This window comes from Bacillus sanguinis (assembly GCF_018332475.1).
GTDB lineage: Bacteria > Bacillota > Bacilli > Bacillales > Bacillaceae_G > Bacillus_A > Bacillus_A sanguinis.
Map to the genome: position 1 here is coordinate 1 of NZ_BOQB01000145.1, position 21353 is coordinate 21353.

Sequence of the window (21353 nt, forward strand, 5' to 3'; positions counted from 1 at the left end):
AATCAGTGGGGGTTTTCTTCATCCCCCACTGATTATTAGTCGAACCAATCGGACTTTAATGGACAGCCCGACCCCCACTTAAATTCTTTGCTTTCGCTGAATTTTGAGGTGGAGGTCTTACTGCCCATTAAAGCGGGATAAAATATGAAAGACCGTCAGTTTCATACTGACGGTCTTTCGTATTCCATGAGCATAAATTCTCTTCCGCGGCTCAAAAAAATAGGACCTTGTTGGAAGCTATGTTTTTATATAGCGTAATCGCTCTTGTATTAAATGTCGCTACACTAAGTCGAAACGTCTTCGGCTTATATTCTTTCGTTGCAAAGGCTATCCCAGCTTGAAAAAATATTTTCCCCAGCCCTTTCCCTGTTAGCGCAGGTTTCATGCCAAGTCCGATATCAATTACATCTTCTCCACCATATAAATGAACATCTCTTCCCCCTGGCACTTGTGCATGTTCCCCAAAACAAAAATAACCGATAAATTCCCCATTATCGTCACAACAGCCATAATACGTCCCATCTAATAACTCTTCTATTACTTCTTCCTCACCTGAAAAACTATATAAATTATAAGGTTCTTCATACGCCCACGTATTTATCTCATTTGCTTCTGCTACCGTTAACTTATGTATATCCATCCTTCTCTCCCCTAATCAAATATTCTGTATATACTCATTCACTTTTCGCGCCTCATTTCCCTTCAATTGAAATATGCACAATTGCATACGTACTCCCACGGAACAAATGGTACAATTTATTTGAATCGCTGTTGCTACACTTCTTGATCAAAGAAAAGGCGTTAAAACGGATATTAGCGCCTTATCAAACTCAAGCAATTGGCACATTTTGTCATCATGAAAGACACTCAAAAGAGTGTCTTTTTTTCTATACCTCACAAGGACTTACTCATTTCAAAGCATAAACACATAAAATAATGTAACTCTTTACATGCATGAGTCCTTTGCTCAAAGTTTTGAAGTGGACTCAAAATAAAAAAGCACTCTTGGCTAGAGTGCTTTTTACTTTCAAACAAGGAGGTTACATAATATGGATAGTACTCTCGTATTTAACTTCGGCATTGGTATTGTCATCATTTTATTCGTTTTCTTTGTTCTTTGTATGAGCGGGGTCTAAAAAGACGATTTGAGGCGTCTTTTTATACATACATATGTATTACTTGACTTTCACAAACGAAGTAACAATAATAGTTACAGATAAACTATTCACATATCCACAAATAGGAGGAAGAACAATGAAACATGTAATCGTTTATGCACATCCAAATACAGAAAGCTTCAACCATGCGATTTTAGAAACGGTAAAAAGTGAATTAGAAGAAAAAGGTCACGAAGTACGCGTTCGCGATCTATACGAATTAAACTTTAATCCAGTATTAGGCGCTTCCGATTTCATCTCATTTTCTCAAGGAAATACACCAGAAGATATTAAAGAAGAGCAAGAGCATATCTCTTGGGCTGACAGCATTACATTCATTTACCCAGTTTGGTGGGCGGGACTTCCTGCTATTTTAAAAGGATACGTTGACCGTGTATTTAGCCACGGCTTCGCTTATGCTTACGGTGAGAATGGTATTGAAAAGTTATTAAGCGGTAAAAAAGGCTTATTATTATCTACAATGGGAAATACGAAAGAAGCATACATAGCAGGCGGTATGTTTGACGCAATGAAGAAAACAGCGGATGTTGGTATTTTTGAATTTACAGGCATTGAAACAATTGAGCACACATTCTATACAAGTGTTCCTTCTGTGGATGATAATGTGCGTAAACAATATCTTGAAGAAGTTAAAGACGTTGTGAATCGTGCGTTTTAATAAAAAAACTCCGGCTTTAACAACCGGAGTTTTTCATTTCATCATTAATTTCGGAATATATCTTTGAAGAATGCTTTCTAATTCATTCATATCTTCCTGTCTAATAAGTAAATTCACATTGTCATTCATTTTTTCTCGCCCGCGATATAAAAATATATTCTCTTTTGGATTTTCCCATGTTGATGTTTTATAGCCCTTCAATTCTTCGTATGAATAAAAGTTTAATCCGTCTACTACACCTTTTTCATATATTTGTACACTTTTAATAAGATGGATGGCTATTAAAGTCATAAAACAACTTGCTACAACATGAATACCTAGCTGAATGAGAAACTGTTTAACTGTATCGATATCACCACTTACGTAACGAACATATATATACATACATTGTCCAATGAAATACGCTGGTCCAAGTAACGCAATCCAACGTCTTTTCACCCGAGGATACATTGCAATAAGTTTTCCCGCACTTTTCTTCATTTCATTTATTTTATATATCTTCCATAGAACAAAAAATAAAACACATAATGTAAAAACAAACATAATACATGACATCCAGTACACTCTGATTCCCTCCCCTCAATATCATTACATATAAATTTTATATTTTATATAACAATAGCACATATGCAATTATGCATAAAAAACAGGTAACCTCCTCCGGTTACCTGCATTTCATTACATCTTCTCAATCCACTCCGTCAAGTTATGCACAACTTGCGTTGGTTGTACTTCATATTCTGTTAACTTCTCCACAGTTGTGACTCCAGTGTGGACAAGCAGCGTATGCATGCCAGCATTTACTCCCGCTAAAATGTCTGTATCGTAGTTATCCCCAACCATTAATGCTTCATCTTTTCCTATCCCAAGCACTTTTAACGCTTGTTCCATAATGATTGATTCTGGTTTTCCGATAAAGATTGGATCCACACCTGTTGATACTGCTACAACTGATGTTAATGAGCCGTTACCTGGTAATAATCCGCGCTCAGTTGGAATGGCAATGTCTCCATTTGTAGAAATAAATGTTGCGCCGTTACGTACAGCAAGGCAAGCTTTTGCTAATTTTTCATATGTGATGTCACGATCTAAACCGACAACAACGAAATCGGGATTTTCATCCACAAGTTCAAATCCTTTTTCCACAAGTGCATCATGTAAGCCTTCTTCACCAATCATATATACAGTTGCGTCTTGTTTACGTTCATAAATAAAGTTTGCTGTTGCCATACTCGTTGTGAATACTTGCTCTGCTTTCGCTGGAATATCGAAACGAACGAGTTTTTCTGCCACCTGTTCTGGTTTACGCGTTGAGTTATTCGTAACGAATAAATAAGGAATGCCGCGCTCTCCTAACGCTTTTACGAAGTCGCTCGCTTCTTCAATTTGTTCTTCTCCGCGATACATTGTACCGTCTAAGTCAATTAAGTAACCTTTATACATCGATTATGTCTCTCCTTCTATGCTAACGTTCTCACCTTATCATACCACTCTTATATTACCCGCTTTTCCAAAAGAAAAAAACGCTTTACCTTAAAGCGCCCCATAACGTTCATTTTTTCTCTTTTACTTGGTAAGAACAACTACAATCGCCCTCGCACATGTTTGCTAGCGTTTTCACATCTGCGTTTGCAAATAAACGCTCATACATCTCTTTTTCATCTTCACACACTTGCGGGAATCTCTCTGCAATTTCCTTTAACGGACAGTTTTGTTTTTCAATTACGAAAGAGTTCTCCCCGTCTCTCTTAATTTGAACCATATAACCATTTTTCTCTTGCATAGCTGCTATCTCTTGCACCTTATATGCTAAATTCTTTTGATTACTCACTCGCTTTTGCAACTGTTCTTCCATTCGCTTCGTTCTCTCTTTTAAAACGTAACGAAGTATTTTTTCATCACCCATCCGAGCTAAATCTTCTAGCATATCAATCGCAAATTGCTTATACTCCTTCGGGAATGTATCTTCTCCCTTTTCGCTTAATCCATACAAATAAGTTGGTCTTCCGACATGTTGCCTTACCATCTTAGAATAGATGAAACCATCTTTCTCAAGATTACTTAAATGTCTTCGAATCGCCATTTCTGTAATCTCTAAAATTTCAGCTAGTTCCGCTACCGTGTGCTCTCCCTTTACTTTCAACAATTGGATAATTTCATCTTTCGTCGTCCGTGCTTCCCCCATGCTTCACCCTTCTCCCTCACATACAATATAAGACCCCCAAAAGGCTTTCTCTGGGGATCTTATAAGCATAATTATTCTGGTACAAATGCAGATACAGGTCCTAATTCCTTCTCTAAATAACTGCGAATATTTGCTGGGTATTTCTCTACCACTGCAATATGTTTTTGAATCGTCTTATATAATTCATCATGATTCATTTGAATATAATCTTGCGTAAGCATTTTTCGAAGAAGGATAATTTCTTTCATTCCTTGTCCATCTTCTGCACTTATCACTCGCTCGTCCATTAAAATATCAATAATATCTTCATAGCTTCCTGGATCGCGCATAATAAATCCATCAATCATCGCATTCCCTACATCTAATACACAATCAATCATTAAATGAGCTATGCGTTCTAATGCGTAAAATTCGAACTCGGTTTCATATATCTTTTTCTCTTGAAATGTACTTGTTGCTCGTTCTAAACATACTAGCATTTGTTCTATTTTCTTTCTGTCTACAAAATACATGAATGTCACCTACCTGGAAATTAAAGCATTTACATTTTAATTGTAACGCTTTCTTCTGAAAAAATCGACAATTTTTCGAATTCACCTTTTCCCCGTAATTTGTTATAGTTATATTTGTATGATTTTTGAAATTGGAGGAATGGAATCTTGGAACGTGAACTCGCACTAGAAATTGTCCGTGTAACAGAAGCAGCAGCATTAGCATCCGCACAGTGGATGGGCCGCGGAAAGAAGAATGAAGCAGATGATGCAGCAACTACAGCAATGCGTGATATGTTCGATTCAGTAAACATGGCAGGTACAGTTGTAATTGGTGAAGGAGAACTTGATGAAGCACCGATGTTATATATTGGTGAAGAACTAGGAACAGGTAACGGTCCAGAAGTAGACATCGCCGTTGACCCATTAGAAGGTACAAACATCGTTGCAAAAGGTCTTGCAAATGCAATGGCAGTTATCGCAATCGCAGATAAAGGAAACCTTCTTCATGCTCCTGATATGTACATGGAAAAAATCGCGGTTGGTCCAAAAGCAGCTGGTAAAATTAGCTTAGATGATCCAATTGAAAAAACAATCGAAATTGTAGCAGAAGCTAACAATAAAAAGATTCGCGATCTAACAGTTATCGTTCAAGAACGTGAACGTCATCAAGATATTATTGACCGTGTTCGTGCAAAAGGTGCACGCGTAAAATTATTTGGTGATGGTGATGTTGGTGCGTCAATCGCAACAGCACTACCTGGAACAGGTATCGACTTATTCGTAGGTACTGGCGGAGCTCCAGAAGGCGTTATTTCTGCAGCAGCATTAAAATGCCTTGAAGGTGAAATGCAAGCTCGCTTAGTTCCAATGAACGAAGAAGAAGAAGCTCGTTGTCGTGAAATGGGACTAGAAGATCCTCGTCAACTTCTAATGCTAGAAGACTTAGTATCTGGTGATGATGCAATCTTCTCAGCAACTGGCGTATCTGCTGGTGAGTTATTAGACGGTGTGAAATTCCTTGGCGGAGATTTAGCTGAAACATATTCTATCGTTATGCGCTACAAAACAAGAACGGTACGATTCATTAAAACGCATCACCATTTAGATCATAAACCACACTTAAACTTAGATATTTAATAAAGGAGCCATGTGTATGGAAGAACGTTTCTTTCTGTACGACGATACAGTCGCTACAAGAACTCGTTTCGTTAGCTTTATGGGAGAAAATGAGCGTCATGATTTAGCGCTTTTATACTCCGATCGTCATTACGGTAAAACAATTGTCCTTGATATGCAGCGTAATAAATTTGCAATCATCGGTCCTGACGATTTAAACGAACCAGGCTACTTAGAGCATGCATTTTCTATGACTGAAGAAATTGCAGAAGAATTACGCTCATTTTTATTTGAACTTATATAATTTATCGTAGGCACCAGCTATTTTAGCTGGTGTTTTTTCGTTGTGAATGTTTTGAATCTTCATTCTATTGTGTTATAATTAAGAATAAATCTATTTGGATAGAAAGGACGTTATCTACGTATGCCAACAACTACTTTGTAATGGACCAGCAATTGGATAGCATTACTCTCAAAAAAGCACCACGCTTTTTCAAGGGAGTAGTCTGCCCATTCCCATTACAAAGGAACGTAATGCATCTGTAGTATGATGTTTACGGAGGTTCCTCTTTGGGGAACCTCCTTTTATTTTTGTCTTTTCTTCATGTCTTCATACTACAAGACATCCAAATAGCTGTATCACGTTCCTTTACCAATACTATAAGAGGTGAAGGAAAATGCAGAAAGTACAACTTTCTTGGAGTTTATATAAAAATCAGCAAAACACAATTGAAAAGTATTGTAAAAATTGCAGACGCACTACCCTTTTTACTGATACGAATATTCGTAGGCATAACGCCAACGGAAAAAACATATACCGCTTTGCCATTTATAAATGTCCGAAAGATCATACGTGGAATCAAAAACTTCGTATTTATAAATCATTTACTGATCACGTTGAAACAGTCGATATGACGCAGCAAGAGCAAACGGAAACAACTACTACCATTTCCATTACACAGCATAAAGAAAGTGGCATAGCCGAAATTACGATTGTATTAGACCTCGTTTTCGGTTCCCACCGAATGGATAAAGCATTATCCACATATATTTCCGACTGGAGCCGTACACTCATTGTGGATAAAATTAAAAACGGGGATATTCAATTGAACGGACAACAAATGAAACCAAATACAATACTTTCTGAAGGCGATTATATATCAATTTGTTTATAAGGGGGAGTCTCATGCTAAATGTGAGAAAAGGTACGATGAATTTATTAGACGAATTAGATGCAATGTATACAGAATGTAAAAAAGCGCTCTTACAAAAGAAAATTTATCAATGGGATGATTTATATCCGACTCGAGAACATATTGCCTATCACTTAGAACAAGGTGAACTCTACTGCCTATTTGAGCATAATTCACTTGTTGGTGCTGTTGTGTTGAATGAGTGGCAATCTCCAGAATATGAGCTAATTGATTGGTCAAAAATACACGGTCGCTTTCTTATCGTCCATTCTTTCGTCATCCACCCTTTCGCCCAGGGAAAAGGATATAGCAAAGTACTTTTATCCTTTTGGGAAAATGAAGCAAAACGAAAAGACTATACGGGTATACGATTAGATGCTTTCACTGGCAATCCCGTTTCATTAGGTTTATATGAAAAGAATCATTATATTTGTCGAGGTGCTGTTTATTTTTCAAGTAAACAGCCTCCTCACAATTGGTATAACTGCTATGAAAAAATCCTCTTACGATCGTAAGAGGATTTTTTTATTTCTTCACTTTTCGTAATACGAAGTGTGCACAACCGAAGTTACAGTACTCGTATAAATACTCTGATAAAGTACTAATTTTCGTATCATATGTCGAACGTTGATTACTATCATCAAAGAAACCGCGCAATCTAAGTTGCTCATAACCCCAGTCCCCAACGATGTAATCATATTTATTTAAAATTTCTGCATAACGCTCTTTAAATGCTTCTTCACTAAAACCATCACGAAAGTTTTTAATTACTTCGTACTGAACATTATTAATGCTCACCGTAGCATGCATCTCTTGCTCTTGCTTTTGCTTTTGCTCCATCATTAACTTCCTCTCTAAGCATTCTTCTTTTTATCGTATCACAAAGCATACCAACCAACAATTTCAAATACAAAAAATTGAAAATTAGTGCATGCTATGGAGAAGGAGGTGATACATCGTGAAAAAACAAATTATACTCTCTCTCCTCACTCTTTCCTTATTTGCAGGCTGTCAAACAAATAATAAAGCCGAAATGGAACGTGAAGAAGGAAGTCGTGTTCTTGTTTCCAACAAAAACGACATGTATCATACGGAAAATACAAATACACGATTAACGAGAGTCGGTTATTCATCTAAACAAAAACATGAAGTATCTAACAAACAAGTAGGAGCCATTAACCGTGAGAAAGTCGCTGAAATGATTACAAGCATGGCAGTCAAACTTCCTGACGTTACAAACGCTGCTACGCTCGTTACCGATGATGAAGTATTTGTTGTATACCGTGCAAACACAACGGATCCAAAACTCGTAGCAGATCAAGTATATAAAGCTGCTTTGTCCATCGTCCCTCGCTATTATAAAGCATATGTATCAACAGACCAAAAGTTGATTTCTCAAATTCAAGGACTTCAATCTGGCGCATTAAATGATACAGAATATACACAGAGCCTTGATATGCTAAAACGAGAAATGAGTAAAAACCCTCATTTGAACAATACGGGGGATCAGACTTTGAATGATATGATAAAAAAATAAAGAAGCTGGAGAAACCTCCACCTTCTTTATTTTTGACTATCTCTTACAATCCGCATAAACCTCCATCGCATCACACATAAACTGCGCTAACCCTTCGCCAAACTTATCAATATTTTTCGTAAAGCGCTCATCAGCGACGTACATTTGACCGAGTCCTTTAAAAGCATCTAGTGAATATTCACCGAAGTTTTGCAAGTAATCGTACCATACTCCAATTGCTTCCTGTGCCTCTTTAGAATCTGGTGCGCCGTGTCTAAGCGCCGCTAAATTTCTGTAAATCGTATTAAATTCTTCTTGCTTGTCTTTTGACATACCTTTCGCATATTCATTCGCTTTATCTACAGCTGCGTCTCCCCATCTTTCACGCGCTTCTTCTTCGTACGGATTATGGCTGAAATCAAAGCCTTCAAATTTCTCTTTATTCGTCATTTCAATCTCTCCTTTTGTATGCTGAATTGTTTTATCAATCGTCGCAATCACCTTATCTAACCTGGCACGCTTTTCAAGAAGCATCTTCTTATGAAGCTGCAATGCTTCTTCTCGGTCAAATGATGGACTCATGATAATTTCTTTAATTTTCTTCAAAGGGAAGCCTAGTTCTTTAAAAAATAAAATTTGCTGCAATGCCTCTAAATTTTCATTGGAATACAGACGATATCCAGACTCTGTCGTCTCGTCTGGGGTTAACAACCCAATTTCATCGTAATGATGCAGTGTGCGCACACTAATTCCAACTAAATTAGCTACTTCTTTTACCTTCATTGTCATGTGTATCTCCCCCTTAATACATACGATAAAGTATGACGCAACGTTAGAGTCAATAAGTACATTCATTTTTTTGTTAAAAGTTTCATCTCCACTATATTTCATGCATAATAGATATGTACATATATTAGAAAGCGGTGAAAGTATGGTTTCAAGTACGGTAATTGCCAGTATCACAATTCAACTTGTGCTTTCGATTCTGGTACCTATTATTGCGTTTGTTTATTTTCGTAAAAAATATCATATTAATTGGAAAGTAGTCGGCGTCGGTGTTCTTATCTTTATCGGATTTACCCAAATTCTCGAAACACCATTCCACCTATTTATGCGCGGAAATCCGGCAATCGCTCCAATTTTAGAAAATCCATTTGTCTTTGCACTTTATGGCGGACTAACCGCTGGTATTTTTGAAGAATTAGGACGTTTCGTTGCCTTCTTCTTCCTACTAAAAAAATATCAAGAATATAAAGATGGTTTTGCTTACGGAATAGGTCACGGCGGGATTGAATCCATTTTAGTTGGTGGATTCTCTGCATTGCAGACACTTATATTCGCAAATGCTATTAACAATGGTAGCTTCGCTCAAATGGCAGAAAAACTACCACAATTAAATATTGTAAAGGATATGTTAATAGAGCAGCCTGCTTATTTATACTTATTTGGTAGCCTAGAAAGAATTATGGCTCTTGTGTTGCAAATTGCCTTTACGATGCTTGTCTTATACGCAGTAAAACAGAAGAAATATATCTTCCTTGTTTACGCTATATTATTCCACGCATTTGTAGACTTTTTCGCGGCACTTTACCAAACAAAAACAATCAACATCTTCGTTGCAGAAGGAATTACCCTTCTCTTCACAATTGGTGCTGTCATTCTTATTCGTAAAATGAAAGAAAAATTAATACGTGTACCGGAATAAAAATAACCCGCCAATTGGTGGGTTATTTTTTGTATGGATTACCACAATGATGATAACTTTTACCTGCTCGCAGCTCCCTTTTTGTTTCTGCATCTATAACAATGTACTTATGTAACTCTTCTACTTCATTTTGAGAAAAGGAAGCGAAAAAATAAACTTGGCGATCAGGGTGAACAAAAAAATCTTGAAGCACCACTTCACTCCGACAACCCACGGCTGTTTTTTGTCGGAAAGAAGATTCTTCATCGGGCACTTCTTTAAATAAGACTTTTTTTCGAACACTATATGTTGCATTGTTGTATTCTTTATAAATTTTCTTATCTAATTGTTCGTAAAACACACGCTCACTCACAAATGACTTATTTCGATTGCTTGGATAATCTAACTTTTGATTGGATTGTGCATATGTTGTGGACAATTGCATAAGAAAACAAATCATGAAGACGATACATATCATTTTTTTCATCATTGCACCTCAATTTTTATTATCCACATTACTTTTCCACATATTTAAATCAATATGCCGTTTCCAATAAAAAGGAATTTTCCCCACATTTGTCGAAGTATATAGCGTCAACTTGAAAGATGGGGATGAATTATGAAGAAATTGATTGTAATACGACATTGTTCAGCAACTGGACAAGAACGTAATGCCGAATTAACGATTGCAGGAAAAAATCAAGCAAACACTCTTGCTACATTCCTCTTAGAAAACCAACCACAAATAGATCATATTATTTCAAGCCCATTTGTGCGAGCTATCGATTCTATTCGGCCCTATGCGCTCCAAGCTAACTTGTCTATCCAAGAAGATGAACGATTAGCTGAACGCATATTAAGCGACGTTCCAATGGACGATTGGTTGCAAAAACTAGAATCTACTTTTACAAATATAGATATTGCCTTTTCAGGCGGAGAGTCGACAAAAGAAGCAACAGACCGTGCTATATCGCTTATCCAAGACGTTTTAAAATTAAACCATACTACAACACTACTCGTTACACATGGAAACTTATTTACGCTCATTTTAAAGCACTTTGATCATACGATTGGTTTTAATGAATGGAGAGCTCTAACGAATCCTGATATTTACGAAATTACAATCGATGAACAATGTGTCCTAAAACGATTATGGGAAGCATCATCCGAGTAATATCTCTTTCCAACACATTCAGTTGACGCCACGAGAAGAAACTGTACTAACAATAGAAAGGGGTATCACTCCATATGTACGAAGATGTACTTGCTTTACTACATAAAACAAATGCTTCTTACGAAAAGTTTGAACACGAACCGGTACTCGATTATGAAACAGATCGTATCGTACGTGAAAGGCTTGGCTTACAAGGTACTCCAAGTAAAAGCTTATTTTTAAAATCAAAGCCGGGAAATTATTACATATTTTTTACGTTAGAGGGCACAAGACTCAACCGAGGAGAGATGAAAGAAATAACAGGAGAAAGCTTATCTCTCTGTTCTCCTGATGAGCTAAGAGAAGAAACAGGCTGTACGCCAGGATGTGTCGCTCCTTTCGGTTATTCACAACATGTAACGATTATTGTGGATTACGCGATTTATACTTACGACAAAATTTTAATTACACCTGGTGTACCTGAATTTACAATTGAATTATCCACAGAGGAATTAAAGAAAATCTTATTAACATGTCCAAATACTGTTTTAGAATATAAACAAAAAGAGAGCCAATGATCGGCTCTCTTTTTTTCATTATTTTGCTTCTGCTGTTTTTTCTTTTGCAGAACGAACTTGCTCGTCCGCATGGTAAGAAGAACGCACAAGTGGGCCAGCTTCACAGTGGCTAAAGCCTTTGCTAAGTGCAATTTCTTTAAGCTCTGCAAATTCTGCTGGTGGGTAATATTTAAGAACTGGTAAATGCTTCTTAGATGGTTGTAGGTATTGTCCAAGAGTTAAAATATCCACATTGTTTGCACGTAAGTCATCCATTGCTTCAATTAAATCTTCTCTCGTTTCACCTAAGCCCACCATAATGCTCGATTTAGTTGGAATATCAGGCTGCATTTCTTTCGCTCGACGTAAAAACTCTAATGAACGGTCATATTTTGCTCTAGCGCGAACTCGGTTAGATAATCGACGTACTGTTTCAATGTTATGGTTTAAAATATCTGGTTTTGCATCCATTAACATTTTCAAGTTTTCTTCTACTCCACCCATATCAGATGGTAATACTTCGATTGACGTAAATGGATTTTTACGACGTACAGCGCGTACTGTTTCAGCAAAAACAGCTGCTCCGCCGTCTTTTAAATCATCACGTGCAACCGCTGTTATAACAACGTGCTTTAAGCCCATTTGTACTACAGAATCTGCTACGCGTTCTGGCTCTTGTAAATCAAGCTCAGTTGGTAAGCCTGTTTTAACCGCACAAAAACGACAAGCACGTGTACAAACCGCACCTAAAATCATAAATGTTGCTGTTTTTCTTACAGCCCAGCATTCATGAATATTCGGACATTTCGCTTCTTCACAAACTGTATGAAGATTCTTAGAACGCATCATTTTCTTTAAGCCTGTATAGTTTTCATTCGTGTTTAACTTAATTTTCAACCATTCGGGCTTGCGCTTATATTCTGTTTGTTTTGTCATGGTTATCAACTCCGCACAATATGAAATAGTTTACCGTGTTCGCTTCTTTCAATGTAACATATCTATTCTAACGTATGAAAGCGATTTGCTCAAATGAAGATTCTAAGATTTTTTCCAATCGTTCCCTATAATGAAATACTCCGTATATCCCACACTAAAAAGAGTGATGTTGTGAAAGGAGTCTATTTCATGCTTCGAAAAATTTCTCTTTTGCTTTCGATTTGCTTTCTTCTCCACCAAAACATCGCTTACGGTGAAGATAATCAGCAAAGCATATACGAAAAGCGCATGGCACTATATAAAGAAACCGAGCAATCTTCAGGCATTCCGTGGTATTACTTAGCTGCAATGGATCAATATGAAAGAAATATACGGAGCGTAAGAAAAGATATTCCGAAAAAAACAGATGCCATCATTTCCCTTTATTTCAAACCAGAAATATGGGCTGGACCCGTTAATGGTAACGACACTCTCCCCCATACAATTTCTCTATTTGGCGGGATGGGTTTAGATGGTGACAAAGATGGATTTGCAAATGCAAATAACGACCGTGATCTTCTGCATACAGCAGCGACAATTTTAAAGAAACAAGGAACGTCAGAAGAACGTATCAAAATCATGCTCTGGGAATATTATAGACGTGCAAAAACAGTTGAATTAATTACCGAATACGCCCGAATTTATAAACATTATGGACGTATTAATTTAGAAGGAAATGCTTTCCCGCTTCCCATTCGCAGTGACCACAGCTACCGTAGTACTTTCGGCGCTGGAAGAAGTTTTGGAGGAAGAAGAGTTCATGAAGGAACCGATATTTTTGCAGGCTATGGTGTACCAGTAAGATCCACTTGCTATGGCATCATTGAAACAAAAGGCTGGAACCGCCTTGGCGGATGGCGCATCGGTATTCGTGACCTACACAACAATTACCATTATTACGCTCATTTAGGTGGATTCTCAAAAGAAATCCAGCTTGGACAAATTGTCGAGCCTGGAAAAGTAATCGGATTTGTTGGTAGCACCGGTTACGGCCCTCCCGGCACAGCAGGAAAATTCCCGCCTCACTTACATTTCGGCATGTATAAAGACAACGGTTATACAGAATGGGCTTTCGATCCATACATGCATTTAAGTCTTTGGGAGCGAAAAGAACGCGCGAATACAAAACGATAACCGTAGCATATTGCTACGGTTATTTTTTAAATTCGGCTAACTATCCGTTTTCTTTTTATCAGGTACAACAACACTCCCGCTCCCGTAATAAGTAGGCACTTCCCCTTGAACAATGCGCGTTGCAATCGGAACATCTTGTTTGACTTTTATTTCTTTCGTATGAAATGGAATAATGACTTGCAACGTGACTTCCATCTCCATAATAATTTGAATCGCTGTCGTATTGATTCCGTGCGGTTCAATTTTTTGTTTAATATCCGTATTCACATGACCAATTGTCGTGAAATCAATTGGAATATCGGGTCCTATATTTCCAAGAAGCGCATTATCCGTTACACGACCAAAAGGAACTGCCATCGTTGCTCCATTTTTTTCAGAAATACCTAGCCCCTTCAAATCCCCTTGTTCTACTTGCTGTAAATATTTTTCTATGTACATGGTCGTTGAAGTTACGATTTCATTTACTTGCTTCGTATTTAAATTAATTGTGGATACTTTCCCATTTTTATCATTTTGTACTTTCATTAATGAATCCACATCGAACCCTTCATTAATTCTATCTTTTACCGCCTTCGTCATAACCGCTGTCGCCATTTTATGCGTCTCTACTTCTCCATATTTAAGTAATGTCGGCTGAATGCTACTATTCACAATCCATAATCCTTGCACGAGTAATATAACAAAAAGAATAAACGACATAAGCAGTATGTGCCGAAAGGAAATAGGCCCCTTTCGAAACCGCGAATTTTTCGAACGAAATATGCTCATAAAAAACCCTCCTTCTTATATCATTTCTATGCAAGAAGGAGGGACGATATATGCTTATCTCATTTTTAATAATGCTTCTTTTCCGATTGTACCAGCCGTAATACCTAAAGCTTCTGCTTCAATCGTTACTGATTCTAGCGGTGCTTCAAGAAGTTGTTCAATCGTTCTTACACCAACCGCACGGCCAGCAATAATTCCTCGATCACCTAACTTCTCATTTAAAAGACCTACATCTAATGCACCACACATAATATATCCCTTATCGCTCATTACAGCTAGCAAATTTGTCTTTGGAAGTTTGACGCTAACCGCAATAAACGTATAATTATCGATTATAATTGGCTCCACATTAACCATAGTTCACACTCCTCTCTTTCTTATCTGTATGACAAGAGAAAAATGAGTGTTACAAGTTAACTAGCCTATAGTTTGACGGAAGATGTATGAGTTATCAACACGTCTGTTAACACATCTCTGAGTAACTCTGGCATATAATATTGTTTGTCAGAAAGTGTGGATAGCTCTGGGTATAAGTATCCAAATGTAAACATATCAATCGTTCCTACCGTATATATACGATCTAATTCCAGCGATTCCCCGTTAATCAATACATCTTCGAGTAAAATTTTATTCCCAGGAATCGTATCTGGGATGACTTCTACACCAGCGTAAATCATTTTCCCCATCACTTTCCCGCGAAATCCGAATCCTTTTACCTCAAGGTTCTCCATATTCGGGCGACGTGCTTTCAAAATAACTTCTCTTAACGTTTTCCCTGGCACTTTTAATAAACATGGATTAATTGGATGTGGACAAATTCTGTGAATATCTCCGCGCGTCACAACGCCCTCCTCTAATCCTTCAAGAAGTACACCAGCGTTCACCATGCCAATCTCTGCACCGCACCACGTTTTCAGCGCATTTGCTAACATGTGCGAAAATGCTGTCTCATGAAACCAATCAACCGGTAATGATTCCTTTAAATGAACGACAGGCTCTTCCATAATATGTTTACTTTCTTCCTGCAGCGCTTCAATTGTGGATAACGGTTTGCTATAAGCACCTAAACGTTCTGTCTTAATCGCTCTACCGTCCTTTTTCAACAACTTCTTCGTCTCTTTATCCACAGTAAGCTGAACGTGCCCAACGTAACGTCCCCACTTTTCACAACAACAAAGTAACGTATTATTCATAAGAACACCGCGCTCAAATAAATGATGCGTATGTGCCCCTAAAATCACATCTATATCATAATGCTCCGCCATATGCTCATCCATACTTTTTCCAAGGTGAGAAAGGACAACCGTTATATCGGCCTCATCTCTCACTTCTTCTAAAATAGACTCTAAATGCTCGATTGGATCTTCAATATGCCAATCTAACATTTGATAAAACTCTGGATACGCAACCGTTAATCCGATAAAAGCAATTGTAATCCCCTCTGTCGTTGTATGTAATTTATAAGGCTTTGTCCACTCCGGACGTACACCTTCTTTTTCAAATAAATTCGCGACGAGCACCTCAAATCCAGCATCATCATATAGACGATTCAAGTGCTCCTTCGCTAACGTAATTCCTTCATTATTTCCGATCGTTACATAATCATATAACGCCTCATTTAAAAGCTTCGTATTGCCAAGTCCATTCGTCGCTTCCGAAATACTATGAAAACGATCCACATGATCGCCGATATCAACCGTCAAAATGGTCTCTCCCGCTTCCTGTCTTCGCTTTTTCTCCCCTTGTACAAACCGAGAAATTTGCGGCCAATTTTCAAAATGACTATGTAGATCGTTTGTATGATAAAGATGGATGATTGTTTCTTTATTTATATTCAGAGAAAAAACCTCCTCTCAGTTCCTTACTGCCATTTACGCTATGCGTATGCAATAATCCTGTAAATACTTTTCGTCTTTTCTTGCTATTTTACATTGTACTCGCATTGTGAGAAAAAGCAAAAGATTGTCCTTTTTGATATGAAAACTTTTTCTATTGTGCGGAAGGGTTCTAGGTGGTCGATTCTGGGTTGGGATTGGAGGCGATTTGTCAAAAAGTTTAACAAAGAGTTCGGTAGATGGGGCTTCAATTAGATTTTCCAGTGGGTTTATCAATATCTTTGCCATACCACCAGTCAGTCTCTTTTCCTACCACATGTTGCGGGGTATATAAGGAATTTCTTTTGTCTTACTTTGTCGATAAGCCGATATTCCTTGTCGAATCGTCGATATATTCCGAGTTATCGCTAATATATTTAACTGAACACCCGCCCCGGTATCCCAGCCTGAACTGAACCCACCCCAGCACAACACAACATTAAAAAGCGCCCTGCTATGCAAGGCGCTTTCCTCATACATATATTAACCAATAGAACCTTCCATCTCAAACTTGATCAGGCGGTTCATTTCAACTGCGTACTCCATTGGAAGTTCGCGAGTGAATGGCTCGATGAAGCCCATTACGATCATTTCTGTAGCTTCTTGCTCAGAAATACCGCGGCTCATTAGGTAGAATAATTGTTCTTCTGATACTTTAGATACTTTCGCTTCGTGCTCAAGTGAAACGTAATCGTTTTTGATTTCGTTGTAAGGAATTGTATCAGATGTAGATTGGTTATCCATGATTAACGTGTCACACTCGATGTTAGAGCGAGAGTTTTTCGCTTTTGGTCCGAAGTGTACGATACCACGGTAAGTTACTTTACCACCATGCTTCGCAATCGATTTAGAAACGATTGTTGAAGACGTGTTTGGTGCTAAGTGAATCATTTTCGCACCAGCATCTTGGTGTTGGCCTTTACCAGCAATCGCGATAGATAATGTTAAACCACGAGCGCCTTCGCCTTTTAAGATAACCGCTGGGTATTTCATCGTTAATTTAGATCCAATGTTACCGTCAATCCATTCCATCGTTGCGTTTTCTTCACAAACCGCACGTTTTGTAACTAGGTTGTATACGTTGTTCGCCCAGTTTTGGATTGTTGTATAACGGCAATATGCATCTTTTTTAATGATGATTTCTACTACCGCACTGTGAAGTGAGTTAGTCGTGTAAACAGGTGCTGTACAACCTTCTACGTAGTGTACGTGTGCGCCTTCGTCTACGATGATAAGCGTACGCTCGAATTGTCCCATGTTTTCAGAGTTAATACGGAAATACGCTTGAAGTGGTGTATCAACTTTTACACCTTTTGGAACGTAGATGAATGATCCACCAGACCAAACTGCAGAGTTTAATGCAGAGAATTTGTTGTCTGTTGGTGGGATTACTTTTCCGAAATGTTCACGGAAAATATCTTCGTTCTCTTTTAACGCGCTATCTGTATCTTTGAAGACGATTCCTAGAGCTTCTAAGTCTTCTTTCATGTTGTGGTATACAACTTCAGATTCGTACTGTGCAGATACACCAGCTAAATATTTTTGCTCAGCTTCTGGAATACCTAATTTATCAAATGTTGCTTTAATTTCATCAGGCACTTCATCCCAAGACTTCTCAGATTTCTCAGATGGTTTTACGTAGTACGTAATTTCATCGAAATCTAAGTCGTTTAAGTCGCCGCCCCATTGTGGCATTGGCATTTCATAGAACTTATCCAGTGATTTTAAACGGAAGTCTAACATCCACTGTGGTTCTTCTTTCATACGTGAAATCTCTTCAACGATCTCTTTTGTTAAACCGCGTCCAGCACGGAAAATCGAAACGTCTTTGTCTTTGAAACCATATTTATAATCGCCGATATCTGGCAGTTGCTTCGCCATGTTGGTGTGTCCCTCCTTAGATAACCTCGTTTTTAGGAACCTTTAACATTACTTATCTTCGTTTAAGCCCTTTTCTAACGCTTTCCACGCTAATGTTGCACATTTAATACGTGCAGGGAACTTGCATACGCCTTGTAATGCTTCAATATCTCCTAAATCGATGCTGTCATCGTACTCTTTTCCTAGCATCATGTCAGAGAAAATTTTAGAAAGCTGAAGCGCCTCTTCAATTTTCTTACCTTTTACTGCTTGTGTCATCATTGAAGCTGAAGACATTGAGATAGAACATCCTTCTCCTTCAAACTTCGCTTCTTGCACAATACCTTCTTCTACTTTCATCGTAAGTTGAATACGATCGCCGCAAGTTGGATTGTTCAAGTTTACTGTAACACTATCTTCTAGCACGCCATTGTTACGAGGATTCTTATAATGATCCATAATAACTTGACGATATAACGTATCTAAATTATTAAATGACATTTGTGAAATACTCCTTTGTCTTGATTAGCGATTCAACAAATGTATCAATTTCTTCTTTTGTATTATATAAATAGAAGCTCGCACGTGCTGTTGAAGAAGCTTTCAGCCACTTCATAAGCGGTTGTGCACAGTGGTGTCCTGCGCGAACCGCAATGCCTTCTACATCTAATACTGTCGCTACATCGTGAGGATGTACGTCTTCAATATTAAATGTAACAAGACCAGCGCGATGCTTTGGACCATAAATTGTAACGCCGTCTACTTCTGATAGTCTTTCTAAAGCATATTGCGCTAATTCATGTTCATGCTTTTCAATATTATCAAGACCGATTTCTTCTAGGAAATCAATTGCCGCACCAAGTCCGATTGCATTACCGATAATCGGTGTACCTGCTTCGAACTTCCACGGAAGCTCTTTCCACGTAGATTCTTGTAAATCTACGAAATCAATCATTTCACCGCCAAATTCAATTGGCTCCATATTGTTTAGCAATTCTTTTTTACCATATAATACGCCGATACCTGTAGGTCCGCACATCTTATGAGCAGATAATGCGTAGAAATCACAGTTTAAATCTTGTACATCCACTTGCATATGAGGTGTACTTTGTGCACCGTCAACGACCATAATTGCGCCATTTTCGTGTGCGATTGCTCCAATTTCTTTTACAGGGTTAATCGTTCCAAGCACGTTTGAAACTTGCATAATAGAAACGATTTTTGTATTCGGTGTAACTGTTTGACGAACATCTTCTAAAGAAATTGTACCGTCTGGTTGAAGCGGAAGGTATTTTAAAGTTGCACCAGTTTTCTTCGCAACTTGTTGCCACGGAATGATGTTACTATGGTGTTCCATGTAAGAAATAACGATTTCATCGCCTTCTTTTACATTTTCAAGACCATAGCTAGCCGCTACTGTATTTAATGCAGTTGTCGTTCCGCGCGTGAAAATAATCTCTTCCATTGATTTCGCATTAATAAACTTGCGAACTTTCTCGCGTGCACCTTCATACGCATCGGTAGCTTTCGTACCGAGCGTATGAACACCGCGATGCACGTTAGAATTATATTCTTTATAGTAACGTTCTAACGTTTCAATGACTTGAATTGGTTTTTGAGAAGTTGCTGCACTATCGAAATAAACAAGTTGTTTGCCGTTCACTTTTTGATCAAGAATTGGAAACTGTTTGCGTATTTCATGAATATTCATTAGCGAACTTTCCTTTCAATTACCTCAACAAGCTGTGCCTTTACTCCTTCAATTGGAAGCTCATTAACTACAGGTGCTAAGAATCCATGGATGACTAAACGTTCTGCTTCGCGTTTTGGAATACCACGGCTCATCAAGTAGTATAGTTGGTATGGATCTACGCGGCCTACTGAAGCTGCGTGACCTGCCATTACATCATCTTCGTCGATTAAAAGAATTGGGTTTGCATCACCGCGAGCTTTTTCATCTAACATAAGAACGCGAGAAGATTGTTGTGCATTTGATTTAGATGCACCGTGTTCAATCTTACCAATTCCGTTAAAGATAGATGTTGCACTATCTTTTTGTACACCGTGTTTTAAAATCCAACCTTCAGAGTGTTTACCGAAGTGAACAACTTTAGTTGTAAAGTTTTGTGTTTGGTTACCACGGCCAATTGTTACTGTTTTTGTATCAGCATATGAACCGTCGCCCATTAAGTTCGTAACGTTCTCTGAAATTGTGTTTCCGTCATTCATAAGGCCTAGAGCCCAATCAATGCGGCCGTCGCGTCCTACAACGCCGCGGCGGTTAACGTAAGTTGTTACGTCTTTTGCTAATAGATCAACCGCACCGAATTTCACTTGTGCGCCTTGTTCCACGATTACTTCTGCTACGATATTTGCAATACCTTTAGCATTTTCATTTGCAACGTAGTTTTCTACATAAGTTGCAGTACTGTTCGCATCAGCTACGAATAATACGTGGTTATATACGTTAGCTTCTTCGCCGTCTACTAAGAATACAGCTTGAAGTGGAGTTTCAAGAACAACGTTTTTCGGAACATATACGAATGCACCGCCGTTGATTAATGCAGCATGAAGTGCAGTTAAACGATGCTCGTCTACCTTCACGCCGTCTTTCATTAAATACTTTTGTAATAGTTCAGCATGCTCTGTTGCAGCTGTTACGATGTCTGTAAAAATAACACCTTTTTCTTTTGCTTCGTCTGCTAAAGAAACGAATGCAGTTGTACCCGTACGTTGTACTAATACGCTGTTATTTTCATCGATTAAGTTTTTCACTGCTTCTGGAAGCTCTGTTAAAGAACTTACAGGCTCTTGCTTAGCAGCGTCGCCTTTTCCGATAAAGTCCCATTTCTCAATTTTCGTTTTATCAGGCGTTGGCATTGGAAGTTCAGTTGCTTGTGCAAGAGCTTGTAAGCGGAACTCAGTCAACCAAGCAGCTTCGTTTACTTCGCTTGCGCGTTGACGGATTGTTTCTTGATCGAAAGGTAATGTACCGATTGTCATGTTTA

The 21353-nt window shown here is 38.2% G+C and carries 24 protein-coding genes and 2 pseudogenes; 10 read left to right on the forward strand and 16 right to left on the reverse strand.

Translation table 11 applies throughout. From position 1 onward, the window contains the following. Positions 1-161 precede the first annotated feature (161 nt). Positions 162-640, reverse strand: a pseudogene (locus KI369_RS16420) (GNAT family N-acetyltransferase). Between the two features lie 614 nt (positions 641-1254). Between KI369_RS16420 and KI369_RS16425 the strand changes: the two are divergent. Continuing rightward, positions 1255-1836 carry an NAD(P)H-dependent oxidoreductase gene (locus KI369_RS16425; protein WP_212956651.1) on the forward strand — a complete coding sequence of 194 codons (582 nt, stop codon included), beginning with the start codon at positions 1255-1257 and terminating at the stop codon, positions 1834-1836. 33 nt (positions 1837-1869) lie between these two features. Here the strand turns inward: KI369_RS16425 and KI369_RS16430 are convergent, their stop codons facing one another. From KI369_RS16430 to KI369_RS16445, 4 genes are all read right to left on the reverse strand, one after another. Continuing rightward, positions 1870-2400 carry a DUF5673 domain-containing protein gene (locus tag KI369_RS16430; RefSeq protein ID WP_212956652.1) on the reverse strand — a complete coding sequence of 177 codons (531 nt, stop codon included), beginning with the start codon at positions 2398-2400 and terminating at the stop codon, positions 1870-1872. A 114-nt stretch (positions 2401-2514) separates the two neighbouring features. Continuing rightward, on the reverse strand, positions 2515-3279 hold the full coding sequence (locus KI369_RS16435) for a 5' nucleotidase NucF (protein WP_000276470.1): 765 nt from the start codon (positions 3277-3279) through the stop codon (positions 2515-2517). Positions 3280-3388: 109 nt separating this feature from the next. Beyond that, positions 3389-4021 (reverse strand): helix-turn-helix transcriptional regulator, encoded by a 633-nt coding sequence (locus tag KI369_RS16440; RefSeq protein ID WP_212956653.1) that lies wholly within the window; start codon positions 4019-4021, stop codon positions 3389-3391. 71 nt (positions 4022-4092) lie between these two features. Continuing rightward, positions 4093-4533 (reverse strand): DUF86 domain-containing protein, encoded by a 441-nt coding sequence (locus tag KI369_RS16445; protein WP_001990845.1) that lies wholly within the window; start codon positions 4531-4533, stop codon positions 4093-4095. Between the two features lie 147 nt (positions 4534-4680). Here KI369_RS16445 and glpX point away from each other — a divergent pair, with 147 nt between their 5' ends. The 4 genes from glpX to KI369_RS16465 all read left to right on the forward strand — a co-directional run bounded on the left by glpX (position 4681) and on the right by KI369_RS16465 (position 7339). Continuing rightward, positions 4681-5652 carry a class II fructose-bisphosphatase gene (glpX, locus tag KI369_RS16450; RefSeq protein ID WP_212956654.1) on the forward strand — a complete coding sequence of 324 codons (972 nt, stop codon included), beginning with the start codon at positions 4681-4683 and terminating at the stop codon, positions 5650-5652. Positions 5653-5668: 16 nt separating this feature from the next. Next, positions 5669-5935 (forward strand): DUF3055 domain-containing protein, encoded by a 267-nt coding sequence (locus KI369_RS16455; RefSeq protein WP_000392615.1) that lies wholly within the window; start codon positions 5669-5671, stop codon positions 5933-5935. A 373-nt stretch (positions 5936-6308) separates the two neighbouring features. Beyond that, positions 6309-6806 carry a cytoplasmic protein gene (locus KI369_RS16460; RefSeq protein ID WP_212956655.1) on the forward strand — a complete coding sequence of 166 codons (498 nt, stop codon included), beginning with the start codon at positions 6309-6311 and terminating at the stop codon, positions 6804-6806. Positions 6807-6817: 11 nt separating this feature from the next. Continuing rightward, positions 6818-7339, forward strand: coding sequence for a GNAT family N-acetyltransferase (locus KI369_RS16465; protein ID WP_212956656.1), 522 nt, complete (start codon positions 6818-6820; stop codon positions 7337-7339). Positions 7340-7349: 10 nt separating this feature from the next. On the opposite strand, the gene KI369_RS16470 is transcribed toward KI369_RS16465, so the two are convergent. Next, a complete protein-coding gene (locus KI369_RS16470) occupies positions 7350-7667 on the reverse strand; it encodes a YutD family protein (protein ID WP_212956657.1) in 318 nt (105 codons plus the stop codon). Positions 7668-7782: 115 nt separating this feature from the next. Here KI369_RS16470 and KI369_RS16475 point away from each other — a divergent pair, with 115 nt between their 5' ends. Further along, positions 7783-8361 carry a YhcN/YlaJ family sporulation lipoprotein gene (locus KI369_RS16475; RefSeq protein WP_212956658.1) on the forward strand — a complete coding sequence of 193 codons (579 nt, stop codon included), beginning with the start codon at positions 7783-7785 and terminating at the stop codon, positions 8359-8361. Between the two features lie 36 nt (positions 8362-8397). Here the strand turns inward: KI369_RS16475 and KI369_RS16480 are convergent, their stop codons facing one another. Next, positions 8398-9129 (reverse strand): MerR family transcriptional regulator, encoded by a 732-nt coding sequence (locus KI369_RS16480; protein ID WP_212956659.1) that lies wholly within the window; start codon positions 9127-9129, stop codon positions 8398-8400. Between the two features lie 100 nt (positions 9130-9229). Between KI369_RS16480 and KI369_RS16485 the strand changes: the two genes are divergently transcribed. Further along, a complete protein-coding gene (locus KI369_RS16485) occupies positions 9230-10045 on the forward strand; it encodes a YhfC family intramembrane metalloprotease (protein ID WP_212956671.1) in 816 nt (271 codons plus the stop codon). A 22-nt stretch (positions 10046-10067) separates the two neighbouring features. Here the strand turns inward: KI369_RS16485 and KI369_RS16490 are convergent. Beyond that, positions 10068-10540, reverse strand: a pseudogene (locus KI369_RS16490) (hypothetical protein). 103 nt (positions 10541-10643) lie between these two features. Between KI369_RS16490 and KI369_RS16495 the strand changes: the two are divergent. After that, positions 10644-11198: a histidine phosphatase family protein gene (locus KI369_RS16495; RefSeq protein WP_212956661.1), complete on the forward strand. Its 555-nt coding sequence runs from the start codon at positions 10644-10646 to the stop codon at positions 11196-11198. Between the two features lie 74 nt (positions 11199-11272). Beyond that, positions 11273-11755, forward strand: a complete 483-nt coding sequence (locus KI369_RS16500) for a YbaK/EbsC family protein (RefSeq protein WP_212956662.1) — start codon at positions 11273-11275, stop codon at positions 11753-11755. Between the two features lie 18 nt (positions 11756-11773). Here KI369_RS16500 and lipA read toward each other — a convergent pair whose 3' ends face one another. Next, positions 11774-12670 (reverse strand): lipoyl synthase, encoded by an 897-nt coding sequence (gene lipA, locus KI369_RS16505; protein ID WP_000166375.1) that lies wholly within the window; start codon positions 12668-12670, stop codon positions 11774-11776. Positions 12671-12859: 189 nt separating this feature from the next. Here lipA and KI369_RS16510 point away from each other — a divergent pair, with 189 nt between their 5' ends. Then, a complete protein-coding gene (locus tag KI369_RS16510) occupies positions 12860-13843 on the forward strand; it encodes a M23 family metallopeptidase (protein WP_212956663.1) in 984 nt (327 codons plus the stop codon). A 36-nt stretch (positions 13844-13879) separates the two neighbouring features. On the opposite strand, the gene yunB is transcribed toward KI369_RS16510, so the two are convergent. The 7 genes from yunB to sufD all read right to left on the reverse strand — a co-directional run bounded on the left by yunB (position 13880) and on the right by sufD (position 21348). Next, positions 13880-14611 (reverse strand): sporulation protein YunB, encoded by a 732-nt coding sequence (gene yunB, locus KI369_RS16515; RefSeq protein WP_212956664.1) that lies wholly within the window; start codon positions 14609-14611, stop codon positions 13880-13882. Positions 14612-14665: 54 nt separating this feature from the next. After that, positions 14666-14968 carry a YunC family protein gene (locus tag KI369_RS16520; protein ID WP_000248463.1) on the reverse strand — a complete coding sequence of 101 codons (303 nt, stop codon included), beginning with the start codon at positions 14966-14968 and terminating at the stop codon, positions 14666-14668. 65 nt (positions 14969-15033) lie between these two features. Next, positions 15034-16449 carry a bifunctional metallophosphatase/5'-nucleotidase gene (locus KI369_RS16525; RefSeq protein WP_306467434.1) on the reverse strand — a complete coding sequence of 472 codons (1416 nt, stop codon included), beginning with the start codon at positions 16447-16449 and terminating at the stop codon, positions 15034-15036. A gap of 519 nt (positions 16450-16968) precedes the next feature. Continuing rightward, on the reverse strand, positions 16969-18366 hold the full coding sequence (gene sufB, locus KI369_RS16530) for a Fe-S cluster assembly protein SufB (protein ID WP_001118827.1): 1398 nt from the start codon (positions 18364-18366) through the stop codon (positions 16969-16971). Positions 18367-18414: 48 nt separating this feature from the next. Continuing rightward, positions 18415-18846 (reverse strand): Fe-S cluster assembly sulfur transfer protein SufU, encoded by a 432-nt coding sequence (gene sufU / locus KI369_RS16535; RefSeq protein ID WP_000009525.1) that lies wholly within the window; start codon positions 18844-18846, stop codon positions 18415-18417. Beyond that, positions 18836-20056 carry a cysteine desulfurase SufS gene (sufS, locus tag KI369_RS16540; RefSeq protein ID WP_212956665.1) on the reverse strand — a complete coding sequence of 407 codons (1221 nt, stop codon included), beginning with the start codon at positions 20054-20056 and terminating at the stop codon, positions 18836-18838. Before sufS ends, sufU begins: the two co-directional genes overlap by 11 nt. Beyond that, positions 20056-21348, reverse strand: coding sequence for a Fe-S cluster assembly protein SufD (gene sufD / locus KI369_RS16545; protein WP_000152177.1), 1293 nt, complete (start codon positions 21346-21348; stop codon positions 20056-20058). The genes sufS and sufD overlap by 1 nt, the downstream gene beginning before the upstream one ends. Between the last annotated feature and the right edge of the window lie 5 nt (positions 21349-21353).

Bases quoted from the DNA above. Each gene is read 5' to 3' on its own strand.
- KI369_RS16465 (WP_212956656.1), top strand. From the start codon at position 6,818: ATGCTAAATGTGAGAAAAGGTACGATGAATTTATTAGACGAATTAGAT.
- KI369_RS16440 (WP_212956653.1), bottom strand. From the start codon at position 4,021: ATGGGGGAAGCACGGACGACGAAAGATGAAATTATCCAATTGTTGAAA.
- sufU (WP_000009525.1), bottom strand. From the start codon at position 18,846: ATGTCATTTAATAATTTAGATACGTTATATCGTCAAGTTATTATGGAT.
- KI369_RS16510 (WP_212956663.1), top strand. From the start codon at position 12,860: ATGCTTCGAAAAATTTCTCTTTTGCTTTCGATTTGCTTTCTTCTCCAC.
- KI369_RS16485 (WP_212956671.1), top strand. From the start codon at position 9,230: ATGCATAATAGATATGTACATATATTAGAAAGCGGTGAAAGTATGGTT.
- KI369_RS16480 (WP_212956659.1), bottom strand. From the start codon at position 9,129: ATGACAATGAAGGTAAAAGAAGTAGCTAATTTAGTTGGAATTAGTGTG.
- KI369_RS16520 (WP_000248463.1), bottom strand. From the start codon at position 14,968: ATGGTTAATGTGGAGCCAATTATAATCGATAATTATACGTTTATTGCG.
- KI369_RS16445 (WP_001990845.1), bottom strand. From the start codon at position 4,533: ATGTATTTTGTAGACAGAAAGAAAATAGAACAAATGCTAGTATGTTTA.
- KI369_RS16435 (WP_000276470.1), bottom strand. From the start codon at position 3,279: ATGTATAAAGGTTACTTAATTGACTTAGACGGTACAATGTATCGCGGA.
- KI369_RS16470 (WP_212956657.1), bottom strand. From the start codon at position 7,667: ATGATGGAGCAAAAGCAAAAGCAAGAGCAAGAGATGCATGCTACGGTG.
- KI369_RS16460 (WP_212956655.1), top strand. From the start codon at position 6,309: ATGCAGAAAGTACAACTTTCTTGGAGTTTATATAAAAATCAGCAAAAC.
- lipA (WP_000166375.1), bottom strand. From the start codon at position 12,670: ATGACAAAACAAACAGAATATAAGCGCAAGCCCGAATGGTTGAAAATT.
- KI369_RS16425 (WP_212956651.1), top strand. From the start codon at position 1,255: ATGAAACATGTAATCGTTTATGCACATCCAAATACAGAAAGCTTCAAC.
- yunB (WP_212956664.1), bottom strand. From the start codon at position 14,611: ATGAGCATATTTCGTTCGAAAAATTCGCGGTTTCGAAAGGGGCCTATT.
- KI369_RS16500 (WP_212956662.1), top strand. From the start codon at position 11,273: ATGTACGAAGATGTACTTGCTTTACTACATAAAACAAATGCTTCTTAC.
- sufB (WP_001118827.1), bottom strand. From the start codon at position 18,366: ATGGCGAAGCAACTGCCAGATATCGGCGATTATAAATATGGTTTCAAA.
- sufS (WP_212956665.1), bottom strand. From the start codon at position 20,056: ATGAATATTCATGAAATACGCAAACAGTTTCCAATTCTTGATCAAAAA.
- KI369_RS16455 (WP_000392615.1), top strand. From the start codon at position 5,669: ATGGAAGAACGTTTCTTTCTGTACGACGATACAGTCGCTACAAGAACT.
- sufD (WP_000152177.1), bottom strand. From the start codon at position 21,348: ATGACAATCGGTACATTACCTTTCGATCAAGAAACAATCCGTCAACGC.
- KI369_RS16495 (WP_212956661.1), top strand. From the start codon at position 10,644: ATGAAGAAATTGATTGTAATACGACATTGTTCAGCAACTGGACAAGAA.